The organism is Brevundimonas sp. 374 (assembly GCF_900102995.1).
In the GTDB taxonomy this organism is placed as follows: Bacteria; Pseudomonadota; Alphaproteobacteria; order Caulobacterales; family Caulobacteraceae; genus Brevundimonas; species Brevundimonas vesicularis_C.
Genome location: NZ_FNKT01000002.1, coordinates 212,713 through 231,589, shown reverse-complemented (window position 1 = coordinate 231,589; position 18,877 = coordinate 212,713). Strand labels below are relative to the sequence as shown.

Annotated in this window: 20 protein-coding genes; 10 read left to right on the top strand and 10 right to left on the bottom strand. The window is 65.4% G+C overall.

The features are described 5' to 3' along the window. Positions 1 to 39: 39 nt before the first annotated feature. Genes BLR19_RS08505 through map form a run of 4 tightly spaced genes read right to left on the bottom strand, consistent with a single transcriptional unit; the run spans position 40 to position 2,689 of the window. Positions 40 to 564: a GNAT family N-acetyltransferase gene (locus BLR19_RS08505; RefSeq protein WP_091749675.1), complete on the bottom strand. Its 525-nt coding sequence runs from the start codon at positions 562 to 564 to the stop codon at positions 40 to 42. Next, on the bottom strand, positions 561 to 1,292 hold the full coding sequence (radC, locus tag BLR19_RS08500) for a RadC family protein (RefSeq protein ID WP_091749672.1): 732 nt from the start codon (positions 1,290 to 1,292) through the stop codon (positions 561 to 563). Before radC ends, BLR19_RS08505 begins: the two co-directional genes overlap by 4 nt. Next, positions 1,289 to 1,810: a hypothetical protein gene (locus BLR19_RS14620; protein ID WP_143007351.1), complete on the bottom strand. Its 522-nt coding sequence runs from the start codon at positions 1,808 to 1,810 to the stop codon at positions 1,289 to 1,291. The genes radC and BLR19_RS14620 overlap by 4 nt, the downstream gene beginning before the upstream one ends. A 60-nt stretch (positions 1,811 to 1,870) precedes the next feature. Next, positions 1,871 to 2,689: a type I methionyl aminopeptidase gene (gene map, locus BLR19_RS08495; protein WP_091749668.1), complete on the bottom strand. Its 819-nt coding sequence runs from the start codon at positions 2,687 to 2,689 to the stop codon at positions 1,871 to 1,873. A 97-nt stretch (positions 2,690 to 2,786) separates the two neighbouring features. Between map and BLR19_RS08490 the strand changes: the two genes are divergently transcribed. Together BLR19_RS08490 and BLR19_RS08485 are read left to right on the top strand one after the other, a co-directional pair. Next, positions 2,787 to 3,554, top strand: coding sequence for a competence/damage-inducible protein A (locus tag BLR19_RS08490; protein WP_091749665.1), 768 nt, complete (start codon positions 2,787 to 2,789; stop codon positions 3,552 to 3,554). 162 nt (positions 3,555 to 3,716) lie between these two features. Further along, positions 3,717 to 5,084, top strand: a complete 1,368-nt coding sequence (locus tag BLR19_RS08485) for an OmpP1/FadL family transporter (protein ID WP_176758310.1) — start codon at positions 3,717 to 3,719, stop codon at positions 5,082 to 5,084. A 111-nt stretch (positions 5,085 to 5,195) separates the two neighbouring features. On the opposite strand, the gene BLR19_RS08480 is transcribed toward BLR19_RS08485, so the two are convergent. Beyond that, positions 5,196 to 6,686, bottom strand: coding sequence for a DEAD/DEAH box helicase (locus BLR19_RS08480; protein WP_369818848.1), 1,491 nt, complete (start codon positions 6,684 to 6,686; stop codon positions 5,196 to 5,198). A gap of 276 nt (positions 6,687 to 6,962) precedes the next feature. Further along, positions 6,963 to 7,526 carry a hypothetical protein gene (locus tag BLR19_RS08475; RefSeq protein WP_091749655.1) on the bottom strand — a complete coding sequence of 188 codons (564 nt, stop codon included), beginning with the start codon at positions 7,524 to 7,526 and terminating at the stop codon, positions 6,963 to 6,965. Between the two features lie 165 nt (positions 7,527 to 7,691). Between BLR19_RS08475 and BLR19_RS08470 the strand changes: the two genes are divergently transcribed. Next, on the top strand, positions 7,692 to 8,444 hold the full coding sequence (locus BLR19_RS08470) for a hypothetical protein (RefSeq protein ID WP_091749653.1): 753 nt from the start codon (positions 7,692 to 7,694) through the stop codon (positions 8,442 to 8,444). 229 nt (positions 8,445 to 8,673) lie between these two features. Here BLR19_RS08470 and BLR19_RS08465 read toward each other — a convergent pair whose 3' ends face one another. Both BLR19_RS08465 and uvrB read right to left on the bottom strand, forming a co-directional pair. Then, a complete protein-coding gene (locus BLR19_RS08465; RefSeq protein WP_082064341.1) occupies positions 8,674 to 10,095 on the bottom strand; it encodes a pentapeptide repeat-containing protein in 1,422 nt (473 codons plus the stop codon). A gap of 43 nt (positions 10,096 to 10,138) precedes the next feature. Next, entirely contained in the window at positions 10,139 to 12,481 is a 2,343-nt protein-coding gene (gene uvrB / locus BLR19_RS08460; RefSeq protein ID WP_091749650.1) for an excinuclease ABC subunit UvrB, read from the bottom strand. 141 nt (positions 12,482 to 12,622) lie between these two features. On the opposite strand from uvrB, the gene BLR19_RS08455 reads away from it, so the two are divergent. From BLR19_RS08455 to BLR19_RS08430, 6 genes are all read left to right on the top strand, one after another. Continuing rightward, on the top strand, positions 12,623 to 12,958 hold the full coding sequence (locus BLR19_RS08455; protein WP_091749647.1) for a PadR family transcriptional regulator: 336 nt from the start codon (positions 12,623 to 12,625) through the stop codon (positions 12,956 to 12,958). Positions 12,959 to 12,984: 26 nt separating this feature from the next. Continuing rightward, the gene (locus BLR19_RS08450) at positions 12,985 to 14,097 is read left to right on the top strand and encodes a hypothetical protein (RefSeq protein ID WP_091749644.1); all 1,113 of its coding nucleotides are present in this window, start codon (positions 12,985 to 12,987) and stop codon (positions 14,095 to 14,097) included. A gap of 72 nt (positions 14,098 to 14,169) precedes the next feature. After that, entirely contained in the window at positions 14,170 to 14,871 is a 702-nt protein-coding gene (locus BLR19_RS08445) for a hypothetical protein (protein WP_091749641.1), read from the top strand. Further along, the gene (locus tag BLR19_RS08440) at positions 14,864 to 15,073 is read left to right on the top strand and encodes a helix-turn-helix transcriptional regulator (RefSeq protein WP_017504712.1); all 210 of its coding nucleotides are present in this window, start codon (positions 14,864 to 14,866) and stop codon (positions 15,071 to 15,073) included. The genes BLR19_RS08445 and BLR19_RS08440 overlap by 8 nt, the downstream gene beginning before the upstream one ends. A 70-nt stretch (positions 15,074 to 15,143) precedes the next feature. Continuing rightward, on the top strand, positions 15,144 to 16,223 hold the full coding sequence (locus BLR19_RS08435) for a bifunctional transcriptional activator/DNA repair enzyme AdaA (RefSeq protein ID WP_255366554.1): 1,080 nt from the start codon (positions 15,144 to 15,146) through the stop codon (positions 16,221 to 16,223). Beyond that, positions 16,207 to 16,734, top strand: a complete 528-nt coding sequence (locus tag BLR19_RS08430) for a methylated-DNA--[protein]-cysteine S-methyltransferase (protein ID WP_091749635.1) — start codon at positions 16,207 to 16,209, stop codon at positions 16,732 to 16,734. The genes BLR19_RS08435 and BLR19_RS08430 overlap by 17 nt, the downstream gene beginning before the upstream one ends. On the opposite strand, the gene BLR19_RS08425 is transcribed toward BLR19_RS08430, so the two are convergent. Together BLR19_RS08425 and BLR19_RS08420 are read right to left on the bottom strand one after the other, a co-directional pair. Then, a complete protein-coding gene (locus BLR19_RS08425; RefSeq protein ID WP_091749632.1) occupies positions 16,731 to 17,543 on the bottom strand; it encodes a tetratricopeptide repeat protein in 813 nt (270 codons plus the stop codon). The genes BLR19_RS08430 and BLR19_RS08425 overlap by 4 nt on opposite strands. Before the next feature lie 80 nt (positions 17,544 to 17,623). Beyond that, complete coding sequence (locus tag BLR19_RS08420) at positions 17,624 to 18,334, bottom strand: LamG-like jellyroll fold domain-containing protein (protein ID WP_091749631.1); 711 nt, start codon at positions 18,332 to 18,334, stop codon at positions 17,624 to 17,626. Between the two features lie 109 nt (positions 18,335 to 18,443). Here BLR19_RS08420 and BLR19_RS08415 point away from each other — a divergent pair, with 109 nt between their 5' ends. Beyond that, on the top strand, positions 18,444 to 18,842 hold the full coding sequence (locus tag BLR19_RS08415; protein ID WP_091749628.1) for a host attachment family protein: 399 nt from the start codon (positions 18,444 to 18,446) through the stop codon (positions 18,840 to 18,842). Positions 18,843 to 18,877: the final 35 nt, after the last annotated feature.

Below are 18,877 nucleotides of genomic sequence, written 5' to 3'. Positions count from 1 at the left end.
CGTTGGACGCCAGTTTGCCCGATAATCCTTAATGCCGACCTACGCTCCGTAGCGCTGCCGTTCTAACAACTGCACCGGCTGGTCTTTGTAAGTCGTCGTCGCATAGGGGCGATAACCGACCCGCGCCGCCAGCTTCAGCGAGGCCAGGTTCTCGGGCGAGATCATGCAGACGGTTCGCCCCTCCAGCCTCCGGTCGGTCCAGTCCAAGGCCGCCGTCAGGGCCTCGGCCGCATAGCCCCGCCCCTGAAACCCCGGCGCCACGCCCCAGCCCAGCTCCGGCGCATCGAACGGCGGCTCCAACTCGCGGCGATAGTCGAACACCCCGACGCTGCCCAGATAGGCGCCGCCGTCCCTCAGCCGGACCGTCCAGTTGCCATGGCCCATCGCCGCCCAATGGCCGAGATCGCGCAGCAGCCGGAACCAGACCTCTTCCCGCCCCAGCGCCCGGCCCATGATGTGGCGCGTGAAGTCCTCATCGGACCACAGCGTCAGCAGCTCACCGAAATCGTCAGTCGAGACGGGGCTCATCACCAGTCGCTCGGTCGTCAGAATTCTGTCGGTCACATCAGGCCCAGTTGCTTGAAGCTGGCCACCCCGTCGCGGCCGACGACCAGATGGTCGTGAACCTCGACGTTAAGGGCGCGGCCGGCCTGCACAACCTGTTTCGTGATCTCGATGTCGGCGCGGCTGGGGGTCGGATCGCCCGACGGATGATTGTGCACCAGGATCAGGGCGCTGGCCGACAGCTCCAGCGCGCGCCGCACGACCTCGCGCGGATAGACCGGCGCATGATCGACCGTGCCGCGGTTCTGCACCTCGTCCAGGATCAGCTGGTTCTTCTTGTCCAGATACAACACCCGGAACTGCTCGCGTGGCTCGTGCTGCAAGGCGACGCGGACATAGGCCAGGAGCGCCGTCCAGGACGAGATCACCGGCCGCTTGGCCGTCGGTTCCTTCGCGATCCGCCGCGTCACGTCGAAGATCAGTTGAAGGTCGAGCGCCACCGCCCGCGTCACCTTGCCGACGGCGTATCCCATCGAGCGCGCCACCTGATCCTCGATCGCCTCATGGCTGGCCGCCCCGATCCCCTCCAAGCCTCCGAACCGCGCCAGCAGATCCTTGGCCAGCGGCTTGGTGTCCTTATAGGGCACGCTGCGGAACAACAGCAGCTCCAGCAGCTCATAGTCGGGCAGGGCGCCCAAACCGCCCTTCGCCGCCCGCTCACGCAGCCGGTCGCGATGACCGCTGTGCCGAGGTTTCTGTGTTGGCGCACCGCTTACAGCATACGTCATCGGCGCAACTGCTCCGGACCAAACTCCAACCCTGGCGGCCAACGAGGCCAGTTTGGGGAGGTGACAGCTCCATTCGGCGGCGAAGATTGGTCATGGTGAAGCAGAAACCGAGTGCCGTCAGTTTTGGTCGCCGCCATCCCGACACGGCCTTCGCTGTCCGCATAAAAGGAGATGAGTTGCCACGTCCCACGTTTGCGCTCGTAGGCGTTGCCGCCTCCGGGCGCGCCTCTGTTGAGATAGGCGCCGACCTGAGCTTTCAAGCCGCAGGAAGGTTCGTCTTCGGCGTAGTTGACGCAGTGGGTTAGCGGGGCGTCAGGGCCCGACCACCAGCAACTGAATATGACTTTGGTTTTCACCGGCACGCACCGCTCGAGCTCTGCGCCCTGATCAGACATCATCCCCATGGCGCTTGGCGTGGAAGGCGCACGATCAGCGGCGCAGCCCAGCGACAGCATCGCGAGGCCGATCACGGCGCAGGCATTCCTCATCGGCGAATCCATCAGGTTGCGTTTCGGCAACCTAGCGTCGCGTTCTCGATCGAGAAAGTGTCTGTCTCTAAAGCTCGCCGCCGCCGTCCGTCAGTTCGGTCGGAACAGCCCCGCCGGCGACGCCGTGAAGATCTCCAGCCCGTCCTCCGTCACCCCGATGGTGTGCTCGCACTGGGCCGAGAGAGACTTGTCGCGGGTCACGGCGGTCCAGCCGTCGGACAGGACCTTCACGTGCGGCTTGCCCAGGTTCACCATCGGTTCGACGGTGAAGAACATGCCGGGCTTCAGCACCGCGCCCTCGCCGCGACGGCCGTAGTGCAACACGTTGGGGCTGTCGTGGAAGACGCGGCCGATGCCGTGGCCGCAAAAGTCGCGCACCACGCTCATGCGCTGGGCCTCGACGAACTTCTGGATCGCATAGCCGATGTCGCCGAACGTGTTGCCCGGCTTGACCTGCTCCAGGCCCAGATCCAGCGACTGATAGGTCACATCGATCAGCTTCTTGGCGCGCGCATTGATCTCGCCCACCGCATACATGCGGCTGGAATCGCCGTGCCAGCCGTCCACGATCACGGTGTGGTCGATGTTGACGATGTCACCGTCCTTCAGCACCCGGTCGCCGGGAATGCCGTGGCAAACGACGTGGTTGATCGAGGTGCAGACGGTCTTCTCGTAGCCCTTGTAGCCCAGACAGGCGGGCAGGCCGCCGTTGTCCAGGGTGAACTCGCGCACCAGATCGTCGATCGCGCTGGTCAGGACGCCCGGCTTCACATGCGCCGCGATCATGTCCAGCGCCTCGGCGACCAGACGGCCGGCCTTGCGCATGCCCTCGAAGTCTTCCGCCTCATGGATGCGGATGGCGCTGGAGCGGACCAGGACGTCGGTTTCGAGTTCGGGCGTTTCGTACATGGGGCGATCGGTCTGCAAAAGGCGGGATACGGCGCAATCCGTTCGCCGCAGATGGGCGTTATAGCATGAAACCTCAAGCCTGCCCCCGGATTCCCGCATGACCGACGCTGACACCGACCGCTCTGGCCCGACCGCCGCCGTCCTGGTCATCGGCGACGAAATCCTGTCGGGCCGGACCCAGGACACCAACACCAACACCATCGCCCGCTTTCTGGCGGCGTTGGGGATCGACCTGATGGAGGCGCGGGTCGTCAGCGACGATCACGGCCGGATCGTCGAGGCGTTGGACGCCCTCCGCTCACGCTGGGACTATGTCTTCACCACCGGCGGCATCGGTCCGACCCATGACGACATCACCGCCGACGCCGTGACGGCCGCCTTCGGCGTGGCCCTGCATGAACATCCCGACGCGCTGGCGATCCTGTCGCGCCGCTATGGCGATGAGTTCAACGCCGCGCGCCGTCGCATGGCGCGCATCCCCGAAGGCGGCGTTCTGATCGCCAATCCGGTCACCGATGCGCCCGGCTTCCAGATCGGCAATGTCTTCGTCATGGCCGGCGTGCCCAAGATCATGCAGGCGATGCTGGAGGATGTGGCCCCGCGCCTGCGCACCGGCGCCATCGTTCATGCCCAGACCTTGAAGGTCACCGGCGTGGGCGAGGGGGCTGTGGCGGATGTGTTACGCGCAGCAGCCAACCAGCGCCGCGACCTGTCCTTCGGCAGCTACCCCTTCGGCCATGGCAGCGTCGGCGAGATCGGAACCCATCTGGTTATTCGTGGCCGCAACGCCGATCAGATCCATGCGGCGGCGCATGATTTGATCGCAGAACTGCGTAATCTGGGCATCGATGTTGCCGCTGCGTAACCTCGCAAAGCCGTGATCGTGTGCGGCTCAGGCGCCACGGTTTCGCCTGTTTCCGGTCCGATGGGGGCCTTGCCCGCAACGCTTTCGCGCCGCGAACGCTGAGAGGGCTCCTCCCCTGATCGACCGCGAGTAATGCGGCCGGCGCTTACTTAGGTGTATGAAATGACCTCCAGGAACTTCGCCCGCGTGGGCGGGATCGCCCTGACGACCGCCCTGCTGGCCGGCGTCGCCGCCCCGGCCATGGCCGGCTCCTTCTATGTCCAGGAACAATCGACCCGCGGCCAGGGTCGCGCCAATGCCGGCGTCGGCGCCGACAAGGGCGTCCAGTCGCTGTGGTGGAACCCCGCCGCCATCGCCGGAACCCAGCGCGAAGTCTATGTCGGCATGCACGGCCTGATCCTGGACTCCGACGTCGACAACCGCGGCTCCACGCTCAGCTACAACCTGCCTGCCCCGACGCCGCCGTTCCCGGCCGGCACCATCCTCAGCGGCTCAACCGTTGTGGCTGGCGACCCGCATGTCCACGACGTCGTCGAAAGCGGCATCGTGCCGAACTTCGCCGTCTCCATGCCGATCGGCGACCGCTTCAACGTCGGCCTGGCCGTTCAGGCGCCCTACAACTTCACCACCAAATACGAACAGCCCGACTTCGCCCGCTACGACGCCCTGACGTCGGAACTGCGTTCGGCCAACGTCAGCCTGGTCGCCGCCATGACGGTCACCGACTGGCTGGACATCGGCGCCGGCTTCGACGCCCAGTACGCCAAGGCGACCCTGTCGTCGGCGCTGCCGAACCTGCCGACCATTGCTGGCGTTGCTCCGCTGGTGCTGATCCCCTCGGCCACCGACGGCCGCAACCAGCTGGAAGGCGACGGCTGGGATTACGGATGGAACGCCGGCGCCCAGATGCACTTCGGCAAGCTGGACCTCGGTCTGTCGTACCGCTCCAAGATCGAGCACGAACTGGAAGGCTCGGTGAACATCTCCGGCCTGACTGGCGCATTGGCTGCGGCAAACGTTTCGGCCGACGGCCAGGCCAGCTTCAACACGCCCTGGTACGCCACCGTCTCGGCCCGCTACGCCGTCAACGATCGCCTCACGCTGAACGCCCAGGTCAACCAGATCGGCTGGAGCGAGTTCGACGCTATCCGCGTGACCTATGGCGCGAACGGCCGTTCGACCATCGTTCAGGACTATGACGACGTCACCACCGGCGCGATCGGCTTCGACTACAAGATCGATCCCTCGATGACCTTCCGCGCCGGCCTGGGCTACGACCCGACCCCGACCTCGGACGATCACCGCACCGCCCGTATTCCGGACGGCGACCGCTGGCTCTACGCCGCCGGCCTGTCCAAGACGATCGGTTCCATGACCTTCGACGGCGCCGTGACCTACATCGACATCGACACCGCGACGATCAACGACACGCGCGACGTCTATGGCAACGGCCTGGTCATCTCGAACCTGCGCGGCGAAGCGCAAGGCTCGGGCGTCGGCTTCTCGCTGGGCGCGACCTGGAACTTCTGAGTTCCGCTCAGCCCCGGCTGACATGAGAACGGCGGCTCCTTCGCAGGAGCCGCCGTTTCTTTTGTCTCAACATGAAGGCGGGGGGGAGCAAACGCTCCCCGACCCGCAGGCTCAGCCCTTGGCGGCGCCGCCGTAGCCCTTGCCGCCGTTCGACGGGCGGCGACGGGGGCGGCGCTTCATTTCGCCTTCGGCCGGTTTGACGTTGTCGTTGATCGAGGGCACGCGCTCGCCGGCCAAGGGGTTGTAGGCGCGCTCGGGACGCGGAGCCGCCGCCTCGCCGCCGGGACGGTTGCGGCGCTGACGGTGCGGCTGGCCGCCGCCTTCCGGACGCACGCCGTCGCGGTGGGGATTGCGACGGCCGCGACCACCCCGTCCGCCTTCGTTGCGTTCGCCGCCTTCGCGTTCGGGCAGGGTCGCCTTCTTGCCGACGCCGGTGGCCATGATGGTGGCGTCCAGCTGGCCCAGGGCCTTGTCGTTGCGGCGGTCGATGGCGGGGATCTTCTGGCGCGTGACCTTCTCGATGTCGCGCAGCAGCTTCATCTCGTCGCCGGCGACGAAGCTGACGGCGGTGCCGTCCTTGCCCGCCCGCGCGGTGCGGCCGATGCGGTGGACATAGCTTTCCGGCACGTGCGGCAGTTCGAAGTTCACGACGTGCGAGACGCCGTCCACGTCGATGCCGCGCGCGGCGATGTCGGTGGCGACCAGCACGCGTAGCTTGCCCTTCTTGAAGGCTTCCAGGGTGCGTTCACGCTGGGGCTGGCTCTTGTTGCCGTGGATGGCCCCGGCCTCGACGCCGCCGGCTTCCAGATAGGCCGCGACCTTGTCGGCGCCGTGCTTGGTCTTGGTGAAGACCAGGCAGCGCGTGTATTCGGGATCGCTGAACATCTCGGTCAGCAGGGCGCGCTTGCGGCCCTGTTCGATATAGACGACCGACTGGCTGATACGCTGCACCGTGGTCGACTGCGGCGTGACCTGGACCTTGACCGGATCCTTCAGCAGCTCGCCCGCCAGCTTGCCGATCTCAGACGGCATGGTCGCCGAGAAGAACAGGTTCTGGCGCTTGGCCGGGATCTTGGACACGATCTGGCGGATCGGCTTGATGAAGCCCAGGTCCAGCATCTGGTCGGCCTCGTCCAGCACGAAGATCTCGGTCGAGGACAGGTCCAGGTTCTTCTGCTGGATGTGGTCCAGCAGGCGGCCGGGCGCGGCGATCAGGATGTCCAGACCCTGTTGCAGGGCCCGCTCCTGGGCGCCGTATTTCACGCCGCCGAAGATCACCGCGACGCGGAAGCCCAGGTGCGCGCCATAGGCCTTGAAGCTGTCGCCGATCTGGGTGGCCAATTCACGCGTGGGGCTCAGGACCAGCACGCGCGTCGTGCGGGGCCGGGGCGGAATGCGGTTTTCGGCCAGGCGATGCAGGATCGGCAGGGCGAAGGCGGCGGTCTTGCCGGTGCCGGTCTGGGCGATGCCCAACAGGTCCTTGCCGGCCATGACGTCGGGGATGGCCTTTTCCTGGATCGGGGTCGGCTTGGTATAGCCGGTCGAGGCCAGGGCCTGCAGCAGGGCCTTGTTCAGGCCCATGGATTCGAATGTGGTGCTCACGGCAGTCTATCTTTCGCGTAGCGGCAGGGCGCTATCAGCCATGGCATGACGCCGTCGGGCCGCGCACCGCCAGTCCCGACGGGGCCTCGGGGAGGAGGCCTGCGGGGTGGATCGGGCGCCGCCCCGCGTGTCCGGGCAGCGAATGGATATGAGGGGCCGGCGGCTTCTACAGACAGGTCCGAAGGGGACCCACACGCGCTGGAGACGCCGGAGATCGCGAGTGTGCGACGCCGCGCAAATGGGCGCTTATCGCCGATAAGTCAACTGCGGCGCCCATCAGGGCGCGTATCGCGTCGCCGCCTCGGGCAGGCCGTCGGGCAGGCCGATGGCCGCGCGCCAGTCCTCGGGATGCAGCCGCGCCATCTCCAGATCCAGCCACGCCAGCGGCTTCAGCGCCCCGTCGTCGTCCCAGAACCGCTCGGCCCACGGCTGGCCCGTCTCGATCGCCCGCGCCCGGTCCCGCGCCGTCGCCTCGGGCCCCAGATGCGTCGCGCGCCAGTGATACAGCCACGGAATATGCCAGTGCGGCGCCCGGCTCAGCCGCTCGTCCGTCATCGCCGCCGCCAGACATTCCGCCAGCGCCCGCGCATCCTCCAACTGGGCGTTGAAGGCGTCGCGCCGCGCCTGGATATGCCGGTCCCAGCCCTCGGCCGGCTCGATCGGCGCCAGCGTCGGCTCGGGCCGTTTCCAGCCTTCCGCCTCGCGCCGCTTCCACAGGGCGTGCACCCCGACGTCATAGCGGGCGGCGACGGACCGCGCGGTCTCGCCGTCCTCCCACGCCTTCCTGACCTCGGCCCAGACGGCGTCCGGCCGGATCTTGCGATGTATGCCCTGGCTCATGGGTACAGGGGTGTCGCACGCCCCTGCGTCATCATCGGTCGCACCCGCGCCTCGTGCACAGCTGGCGCGTGACCCCTGACATGTCGCGAGGTGGAAAATCAAATCTCTAGCCTCGAAAATCGGCCTTCTTCCGGCCTGGGGTAGAGACCGCCCCATAATGCCCGCATGGAAAAACGCCGCTACAAGATCAAACCGCCCGAGGTCTGGACCCAGGTCCGAAAGGACTATCTGTCCGGCCTCGACGCCAAGACCGTCGCCGCCCGCCACGACGTGACCGAGGCCTCCATCCGCGCCCGCGCGACGAAGGAGGGCTGGTCCCGCCATCCGCGCAGCGAGGCCGCGACGCCTGCGCCCCAGCCCCTGTCGCCTCAGGACGCGGCCGACCTGTCGCCCGACGACCCCAACGATCCTGCGGCTCTCGCCCGCGCCGCCGCCCAGGCCTCGGGCCGCGCCCTGCACGCCCAGGACTTCGCCCAGGCCCGCGCCCTGGCGGCCCTGGCCGAGACCTATCGCAAACTGGCCGACCGCGACGGCCCCGGCCGCGCCGCCCGCCTGACGGTGAAGAACGCCCCCCTGCAACTGGTCTTCGACATCCTGACCAATGAGGCCGAGGCCGAGCGCCGCTTCGCCATGAACACCAGCGACAAGAGCGACTGGGAACTGCGTGGCCAGTACTGGCAGGCGAAGCAGAAGCTGGAGCGCGCCAACACCGAATGGGGCCACGCCCAACTGGCCCGCCGCGTCCAGCTGGAGCGCCGCATCGCCGCGCTCGAGGACCAGCTCCGCGCCGCCGGCCTCGACCCCGTCATCGAACGCGAACAGGACCGCCGCATCTCCCAGGGCCTCGACCTCTTCCTCGGCCCCCTGCGGGGGAGAGTGACGATGGAGGAATGGGAGAAGACGCTGGATGAGTTGTGACCACCAATCCTTCTCCCCTTGCGGGAGAAGGTGGCCGAGCGAAGCGAGGTCGGATGAGGGGTCGTTTCGGCTCAAACCACAAAAGGCGGTGAAATCCCTAATCTGATCTTGCTTCCAGCAGCTAATCTCTTCGGATAATCAGTAGGCGCAGTTATAGTAAATGTTAACGGCGCAACAAGTCAGTGGCAAAGTTGCCGCCTGATATTCCCGACATTTTAGTCAGCAGCAGCTATGGGATTGGCTTGAGCATCTCAATAGCTTGGGCTAGCCACGCAAATCTTTCAGGATATGCATTGGCGAGGGTAATGGCAACTTTACTTGTAAATAACGCGACGACTAATCCCGCCATACTTGTGCCGACAACCTTCGCCAAGTTTTCTCTGAAGCTAGTCCAAGCGTCGCCTAAAAAGCGCTTAGCTTCACGCACGATCCAGGTGATGAGGCTCCGGAAAAGGTTTTCGACGCTGGCAAAGGCATTGAAGACGGCAAGCTTCTGAGCATCATCACTTATATCGACTTCTTCCGCGACTATTTCGATAGCTCGTGGTACTTGAGACTCGCAAGCGTCTTGATAATTGTCCAAAACATTCGCTACTTCCGCACTGCTGTTTTTGGCCGCTTCCCGATCGTCGGTCGAATATGGAGCTAGCGCAGCTTCTTCTAAAAATGCCTTCCACTTATGAGACTGACTGATGAATAGGAAATGTTGAAGTAGGATTGCCCTCATGCTTCCGACAGCGTCAGGAAGCATTTCGGGAGCATCAGCATCATTGGACCCTGAAACAGCGGCAAAAATAGTCTGCATCTTTAATCCACGAACGCCGATCATGATGATGTCGCCATCATCTTTTCTAAGTTCCTCGACGTAACGATTTACCGCTCGGACCAATTCAGGAACGTTACCCCATCGAGGCATTAGTTGCTCGATGTCAGCAAGAATTTCTCTGCGCAGAGCAACGGGGTCGGCTGTTGATGCAAAATGCGCATCGCCAGGTTGTCGGGAAAGTTGGACGATACCGCCGATAACAGCAACTTCAACGCTGGCGGGTATGATGCGAAGATCTTCGATGCCTTCGTCGTCATTATGGCGCTCGCCTTCATAAATGTCCCAGCTTGCAGGCGCATAAAGGTGGTGTGGGAGACGAGTACGACCATCCCCAATAGCGTCATCAAGCTGCGCTTGGTCTAGTCCACGGGTGCTGCTTAAATCCACCCCGCGGAGGTCGCAGCCTATGATCGACGCAGACGTGAGGCTGGCGCGACGTAAGTCTGCACCTCGCAGATCTGCAAAGTCTAAAATCGCGCCTCTCAAGTAAGCGCGCGACAAGCGCGCATATCGTAAATTTGACCGAGAGAGATTTGCCTCGATCAGCCGGCATTCATGAAGATCTGCATAGGCAAGATCGACGCTCTCTAGGTTTGAGCGCGATAGATTCGACCGATAAAACGAAACATTTGTAAGATTGTATCCCGAAAATCGGCGATCGGTTAAGTCTGTGACTGAAAGATTTACGCGCGAACGTTGATGATCGCCAAAAATGTCGCTTTCCTGACGCCATGCGTTCCATGCGTCAGCATCGCCCGAGCGAGCAAGCTCGTAAGCGATGAGACGTTTGCCGCCTTTGATGAAGGTGCCGGTTCTAGAGTTCACAACTGATCAATCTACTTGATCGGAAGTGATTCGCGGAGTCGGCTTACAGCCGCCCCTTCCTGAACCGCTCCTGCGCTTCCGCCGCCGCCTCGGCGCGCCAGCGTTTGGGCGCGGACTTGTCGACGGTTTCGCCGGCGCCGGTCAGGGCTTCGTTGGCGAACTCCAGGTCCATCAGCTTCATGCGCTTGATCTCGTCGCGCAGGCGGCCGGCTTCCTCGAACTCCAGGTTGGAGGCGGCCTCGCGCATGCGGCCTTCCAGGTCGCGCAGGGCGGCCTGGAAGTTGGAGCCGACGAAGGGTTTGGAGGCTTCGGCCACGCCCGGCTTGGTCAGGCGATCCATCTCGCGCGACTCATAGGGGCTGTCCATGATCTCCTTGATGTCGCGCTTGACCGTTTCGGGCGTGATGCCGTGTTCGGCGTTGTAGGCCATCTGCCGTTCGCGACGGCGGTCCGTCTCGGCGATGGCGCGCTCCATGCTGCCGGTCATGCGGTCGGCGTACAGGATGACGCGGCCGTCCACATTGCGCGCGGCGCGGCCGATGGTCTGGATCAATGAGGTCTCCGAGCGCAGGAAGCCCTCCTTGTCCGCGTCCAGGATGGCGACCAGGCCGCACTCGGGGATGTCCAGACCCTCGCGCAGCAGGTTGATGCCGATCAAACAGTCGAACGTCCCCAGCCGCAGGTCGCGCAGGATCTCGATCCGCTCCAGCGTGTCGACGTCGGAGTGCATGTAGCGGACGCGGATGCCCTGCTCGTGCATGTATTCGGTCAGGTCCTCGGCCATCTTCTTGGTCAGGGTGGTGACCAGGCTGCGATAGCCCTTGGCCGTCGTCGCCTTGACCTCGTCGATGACGTCGTCGACCTGGTTGCGGGTCTTGCCGGAGACGGGGCGGATCTCGACCGGCGGGTCGATCAGGCCGGTGGGGCGGATGACCTGCTCGACGAAGACGCCGCCCGCCTGTTCCATCTCCCACGGGCCGGGGGTGGCTGACACGTGTACCGTCTGGGGGCGCATGGCCTCCCATTCCTCGAACTTCAGCGGGCGGTTGTCGATGCAGGAGGGCAGGCGGAAGCCGTATTCCGCCAGCGTCGACTTGCGGCGGTAGTCGCCCCGGAACATGCCGTTGATCTGGCCGATGGTGACGTGGCTCTCGTCCACGAACAGCAGGGCGTTGTCGGGGATGTATTCGAAGAAGGTCGGCGGCGGCTCGCCCGGCGCGCGGCCGGTCAGCCAGCGGCTGTAGTTCTCGATGCCGGCGCAGCTGCCGGTGGCCTCCATCATCTCCAGGTCGAACCGGGTGCGTTGCTCCAGCCGCTGGGCCTCCAGCAGCTTGCCGTTCTCGACCATCCAGTCCAGCGTCTCCTTCAGCTCCGCCTTGATGCCGGCGGCGGCCTGGTTCAGCGTCGGGCGCGGCGTCACATAGTGGCTGGCGGCATAGACGGTGATCTCGTTCAGATCGGCCGTCTTCTTGCCCGTCAGCGGATCGAACTCCTGGATCGCCTCCAGCTCGTCCCCGAACAGGCTGATGCGCCAGGCCCGGTCCTCCAGGTGGACCGGGAAGATTTCGATCACGTCGCCCCGCTTCCTGAACATGCCCCGGTCGAAGTTCAGATCGTTGCGCTTGTACTGCAGCGCGATCAGATCCGCCCGCAGCTTCGCCTCGTCGATCTGGTCCCCCACCTTCAGCGTGAACGTCATCGCCGTATAGGTCTCAACCGACCCGATCCCGTAGATGCAGGACACCGACGCCACAACAATGACGTCTTCTCGTTCTAGTATAGCCCGCGTCGCAGAGTGCCGCATACGGTCAATCTGCTCATTGATGCTTGAGTCCTTTTCAATGTACGTGTCCGTACGCGGAACATAAGCCTCTGGCTGATAGTAGTCGTAGTAGCTGACGAAGTATTCTACCGCGTTATCGGGGAAAAACGACTTGAACTCGGAATAGAGCTGGGCCGCCAGCGTCTTGTTCGGCGCCAGAATCAGGGCGGGGCGCTGGGTTTCCTCGATCACCTTGGCCATCGTGAAGGTCTTTCCCGAGCCGGTGACGCCCAGCAGGACCTGGTCGCGGTCCCCGGCTTGGGCCTGGGCCACCAATTCGGCGATGGCGGCGGGCTGGTCGCCCGCGGGCGTGTATTTGGTCTCCAGCCGGAAGCGGCCGCCCTTCTTCTTGCCCTCGTGCGAGGGGCGGTGCGGCACCCAGTCGGCGGGCGCGGCGACCGGCTCCTCCGGCGTCAGGCGCGGCCCGGCGACCGGGGCGAACATCGGCATCTTGCCGGTGTCGCGGATGAAGGCGGCCGAGGCCTCCTGCACCCCTGGATTTGGGACGTGAACGGGCTTGGCCGGCTTGGCGGCGGCGGGCTTCGGCGTCGAAGAACGGTTCATGAACAGAACTTAGTGAGTGAGGGCGTGTCTCGCCATAGCGCGCTGAGTTGCGCTGAGTTGCGGTCGGTTCAGCTTGACACCCTCGCACAGTATGTCCCATACACTGTGTGTCACACACTATGTGGCGTACGGAGGTGGTGGGTGAGCGAGAACGACGAGGCGCTGCTGTTCGAGAGCCTGCGGCTGGAGCTGCGGCGGGGGTCGTTGATCCTGGCCGTGCTGGCGAGCCTCAGGCGTGAGCAATACGGCTATTCGCTGCGGGTCGCCTTGGGCGAGGTCGGGGTCGAGATGGAGGAGAGCACCCTCTATCCGCTGCTGCGCCGGCTAGAGAGCCAGGGGCTGCTGGATAGCGAATGGCGCGAGGAGGAGCGGCGCAAGAAGCGGTTTTACCGCTTGTCGCCGCGCGGGGAGGCGATGCTGGAACGGCTCGCTGTGGAATGGCGCGGCCTGTCGGCCTCGCTGGAGAAGATGCTGTGAACATCGGGAAAGAGGGAGAGACCGGCATGGACCTGGTCGAACGTTATCTGAAGGCCGTGGCGGCCCAGCTGCGGAAGGACAACCGTGACGACATCGTCGCCGAGCTGCGCGACGAGATCATGGGGCGTCTGGAGGCGCTGGAGGCGCATTTGGGCCGGGCGCCCACCGACGACGAGGTCGAGGGCCTGCTGCGGGAAGTCGGTCACCCGCTGAGCGTAGCGGCGCGCTATCGCGCAGGACCGCAGGCGCTGATCGGGCCTGAGCTCTATCCGTGGTGGATGTTCGGGCTGAAAGTCGGGCTGACGGTGATGGCGGCCGTCACCCTGATCGGCCTGGCCGTGCGGGTCATGGTCGGCGACGTCTATGTGGGCCAGGCGATCGGGCAGGGGATCTCCAGCCTGATCAGCGGCGCGATCACGGTCGTCGGTTTGCTCACCGCCGTCGGCTTCGTGCTGGAGCGTCAGTCTAAGAAGCCGGACTTCATCGCCAAATGGCGCGTCAAGGATCTGGGCCTGTTCGAGCTGGGTGGCGATTTCGACGCCGAGCAGTGGGGACAGAAGCTGGCGAACGGCGACTGGTCGGGACGGAACATGGGTCAGGCCAAGTCAGGCCGCGCCGTGCGCAAGAGCGCCGAGATGTCGCCCGTGGCGCGTGCGGTGGCCAGCGCCATCGGCTGGACCGTGGTGCTGTTGTGGTGGACGGGCCTGTTACAGGTGGCGCCGATCCGGCCGGAGGAACTGGCCGGTGTCGTCGACGGCGTCGATTACGGGCGCATTCTGGCCGACATGGTGCGGGTCGCCTATTGGCCGGTCGCCCTGTTCGCCGCCTGCCGTATCGGCTTCGATCTGATGCGAGCGGCGTCGGGCGGCAATGTGCGGGTCACGGCGCTGGGCGACCTGGCTTTCGGGATCGCCGCCGCCTTGGGCCTGCTGTGGGTCTGGTTCTGGTCGGCGCTGTCGCCGCTGATCTGGGTCGGCAGCGTCACCGATTTCGTGGATCGGATTCGGGTGCTGATCGGCCGCTCCGGCGACGATGTCGGCGGGGTGGCGACGATCCTGATGGTCGTGGTCGTCTGGGCCTTTGCCGCAGAGGTGGTGCGGGTCATCCGGGCGGCGGCGCGACTGGTCGTCGGTCGATAAGGCGACATCCCCTCTTGACGGCGTGTAACCTATAGGTGATATGTAACCTCAAGGTTACTTCAGGAGAAAGTTGTGAACAAGGACGAAAACGCCGCAGTTCTGCGGGTGCAATCGAGCCGGCGTCGATACTGGTGGGGCGGCGTCGCCATGCTCGTCATCGGCGCCGCCGCCTTGGCCGGCGGCGCCGGTTTCGCGCTCATGCATGGAACGGAGGGCGATCAGGCGACGACCGCGGGCGTGGCGGCCGGCTTCGGTTTCGGGCTGTTGATCATCGGCGCCATGATGGCGTGGTGCGGCCGCCCCGGTCAGCCGATCGATGTGGCGGAAAGCCGTGACGGCGCCCGCCGCGAAAAGCTGCAGCGGGGGCGTACGCAACAGCTGGTCCTCTATCCGTTGGTGCTGCTGCTGTTCATGGCTCAGGCGCATCTCGCCATGCAGAGGGTCCTGGGCGGCGACCACAACCTCGGCGCCTATGTGCAGATCCTGCTGCCGGTTCTGTACGGCTGGCTGATTCCCGTGCTCGTCATGGGCTGGGATTGGAATGCGCAGAAAAATCGCCGCTTAATGGAAGACGAGCTGACGCAGGTGCTGCGGGCGCGATCGATGATCCTGGCCTTCGTCGTGCTGATGGGCGGGGTGACCGTAGCGCTGGGTCTGGGTCTGTGGCGCGCGGACTATGGCGTGCTGGCTCTGCCCTATGTCCTGGCGCTGGGCGGGGCGTCAGCGGGTCTGCGATTCGCCTGGCTGGATCGCGAGGCCGGTCGCGATGGGTGATCCCAGGCTCGGCTCGCGGCTGAAGGAGGCGCGCACCGCCGCAGGCCTGACGCAGCAGGGGCTGGCCGACAAGGCCAGCGTCTCGCGCAAGACCATCAACACGGTCGAGAACGGCGTCTTCGTGCCCTCGACCGTGCTGGCCCTGGAACTGGCGCGGGCCTTGGACACGACGGTGGAGGCCTTGTTCTTCCTGAGAGACTGATCCGATCCATGTCCGAAAACCGCGAGACATCGTCGGGCCGGCGGCGCATCCTGCGGGCATGGATCAGCTGTTGGATCAGAAGGCCTGCTGGCGCGCCGTCGTGGCGCGGGACGCCCGTTTCGACGGGCGTTTCTTCACCGGCGTCACCTCGACCGGCATCTATTGTCGGCCCGTCTGCCCGGCGCGGACGCCGAAGCGCGAGAATGTGGTCTTTCACCCCAGCGCAGCAGCGGCCGAGGCGGCGGGCTTACGGGCCTGTCTGCGTTGTAGGCCGGAGACGGCGCCGGAAATGGGCGCCTGGCGCGGCACGTCCAACACCGTCAGCCGGGCCCTGGCGCTGATCGAGGCGGGCGCGCTGGATATCGGCGACACGGACGCTCTGGCGACACGGCTGGGCATGGGGGAGCGGCAGCTGCGCCGCCTGTTCCGTCAGCACCTGGGCGCGGCCCCGGTCAGCGTGGCCCAGACGCGGCGCGTGCTGCTGGCCAAACAGTTGATCCACGAGACCGACCTGTCGATGGCCGAGGTGGCGATGGCGTCGGGCTTCGGCAGCGTGCGACGGTTCAATGAGACGTTTCAGACCCTTTACGGTCGCGCACCGTCCGACCTGCGGCGTCGCAAGGTCGAGGCCGAAGCGGGCGGGATGATCAAGATCGGTCTGTCCTATCGTCCGCCCTATGACTGGGACGCCATGATGACGACCTTGGCGACGCGCGGCGTCGCGGGCGAGGCGATTGTCGATGGCGTCTGGGCTCGGCGGCTACGCCCCGACGTGGATGGCGCGGAGGGTGCGGTGACGGTGCGCCCCGCCCAACCGGGCAAGGCGGCGGTCGAGGCGCGGATCGACAATCTGAAAGCCTTGCCGGGCGTGCTGGCGCGGGTGCGGCGGGTGTTCGACCTCGCCGCCGATCCCGAGGCGATCACGCGCGACCTGTCGGCCGATCCCGTTCTGCACGCCGCAATCAGGGCGAGCTCGGGGTTAAGGCTTGCGGGCGACTGGATCGACGCCGGCGAGGATGCGCCCAGCGACCGGTTGGCGACGACGGACGCCGCGCTGCTGGCGCGCGCCGAGCGATGGCGGCCGTGGCGCGCCTACGGCGCACTCTACTGGGCCCTGAGCGAGGAACGGCGAAATGACCGAGCAGCCTGACATGCATCTGACCCTGGATCGCATCCCGTCCCCCGTCGGCGAGGTGCTGGTCGTCACCGACGCCGACGGCGCGGTGCGGGCGCTTGATTTCCACGACTACGAGGCCCGTCTGCGCCTGCTGCTGCGTCGACACTACGGTGAAGTCGTGCTGACCGAAGGCCGCGCGCCGGAGCCGGTGCGCCGGGCGGTTGAGGCCTGGTTCGGCGGCGACCTGACCGCCTTCGACGCCATCACGGTCCGCACCGGCGGTACGGAGTTCCAACGCGCGGTGTGGAAGGCCTTGCGCGACATTCCGACCGGCGAGACCCGCACCTACGGTCAGCTCGCTGTGGCCATCGGCGCGCCAAAGGCCGTCCGCGCCGTGGGCCTGGCCAACGGCGCCAATCCGGTCGGCGTCATTGTGCCCTGCCATCGCGTGATCGGAGCGAACGGGACCCTGACCGGCTATGCGGGCGGGCTTGAGCGCAAACGCTGGCTTCTGGCGCATGAAGCGGGCGGTCGGCTGCTCTAGCGGATTGGTGGAGCAGGCGTCGGCGAGAGCGGAGAGAGCACTTGGGGCGCAGTAGGCGATGCGCCACCCTTCAGTTCAGCGATATATTCCAGTTCGCGTTTGGCGTTTGCGTCGTCCGGATCGATTTTAAGCGCGGCCTCATAAGCGGCCTTCGCCTCGTCCAATCGGCCTAGTTCGATCAGGCTGAAACCGCGCCGGCGATGGAATGGGCCGCGATGCAAAAGCATCAGCATATCGTCGTCCGCCAATGCGGCGTCAGCCAGAACCAGGGCGTCATTCCAACGTCTCAACCCCTGCAGAGCGGCGGCCTTTTCGACAAGCAACAACCAGTTTTTCGGCTGTACCTTCAGCACGCGATCTAGATAGCTGATGCCTTCTTCGTACCGACGCGCCTCGACGGCTTCCGAAGCGAGCATCAGGGCGATGTCGCCGTAGACATTGGGCAGGGCCGTCGCGCCTTTTGCGCCGCTTCCATCCTTGCCGGCGGCTGCCGATAGGCCGACAATCATCATCAGCACGTCGCCGGGATCGGAGACTCTCACAACGTGCTGGCCTGCTTGCTCGACCAACTGTCCATAATCCGCAGGCATCCGATCCAGCGCCTGACGGAGCGCGGGAAGACGCCGGGCGAGAGCGGGATAGCCCCGTCGTTGAAAGTCGGTGTTGGCCTGAACGAAAAGGTCGTGATCTCGGGATTCCTGGCGCGACATCTGTGGCGTAGCGGCTCTGGCCGCCGCGAGAGCCGGCGTAGGCGGCGTCGTCAAAGCAGCCGTCGAAAGCGCCAGTGCTGCAGCCAAAATTCTCAGCATGATTTTTCGCTCCCCATCAATCGTCTGACCATAGGCGCAACCTGGACGATTTGGCGAGGCTTAGCGCGCAGCGCCTGTCGTTAGCCCCGCGTGAACCGTTCAGGCGGCAGGGCGGCATGGGTGAAGCGGGCCTGACGCATCGCGCCCTTGAAGTAGTTCACGCGGTTGATGCGGCAACCGACCGAGGCGCGGCCTGGCCCTTGCGGCTTGAACTGCACCGGGTGCTCGCCCTGCAGGACCCCATCGACATAGGCCCGGTACAGGACGCCGTCGAAAGTCTGCGCGACGTGGAACCACTGTCCGCACGGATGGAGCCGCTCGGGGAAGATCAGGGTGTGGTTGTAGCCGGGGCCGCGCGTGAAGGCGTCCAGATACCAGCGGTCCCGAACCACGCGGATCTCGAACAGGAAGCGCGTCTGCGACGGCGGCTGACCGGCTGGCGCCTCTTCGGCGAGATGAAACCAGCGTTGCTCGAAGGCGCCGCCGTCGGGTCGGAAAAGAGCTTCGAAAGTGAAGGTTTCGGCCCCGGTCAGCGGATGCTGATCGATGAACAGGGCGTCGTCCACGCCGTCGAACTGAATCGCTCGGCCAAAGGGGCTGTCGATCAGGCCCGGCGCGCCCTCGACGCGGGTCTCGATCCCCCCGATGTCGGCCAGGCGATCGAAGGTCCATACCGACTGGCGCGGCGATGCAGCCGTCATGGTCGCGCACCCCGGCAGGATCGCAGCCGCGGCGCTTGATGCGCCCAGGGCCATCAGGCGGCGGCGGTCCAGCGGCAGGACGTCAGGCATGGTTCATCTCCCGGCGGTTTTGTCGCGCGACACTATGGGATCGGCGGCGTGAGGCAACGGCCTGCGTCCCGGTTCGTTGTCCAGGTCCCTACACACTGGAGTATCGACGATGAAACTTTCCAATGGCGCGCTGGTGGCGGTGGTTGATGGCGAGAAGCTGGCCCTGTTCAAGAACACGAACGCCTCGGACATCAAGCTGACGCCGCTGGAAACCCCGGCCATCGCGGATCGGGTGTCGGGTTCGGCCGGCCGCCGATCCAATGAGGCGAACCCCGACAATGACACCCAGGCCGAGGACGGTTTCGCCATGGGCGTCGCCGAGGTGCTGAACAAATGGTCGGTCACCAACAAGATCGACGAACTGCTGGTGATCGCCGCGCCCAAGACGCTGGGCGAGCTGCGCAAGCATTGGCGCAAGGACCTTCAGGCCAAGTTGGTCGGCGAGATCGCCAAGGACCTGACGGGCCACTCCAGCGATCAGATCGCCGCCGCCATCGACAAGGCGTGAAGACAGGCGGGCGCTGTGCGTGACGCCCGTCCCCT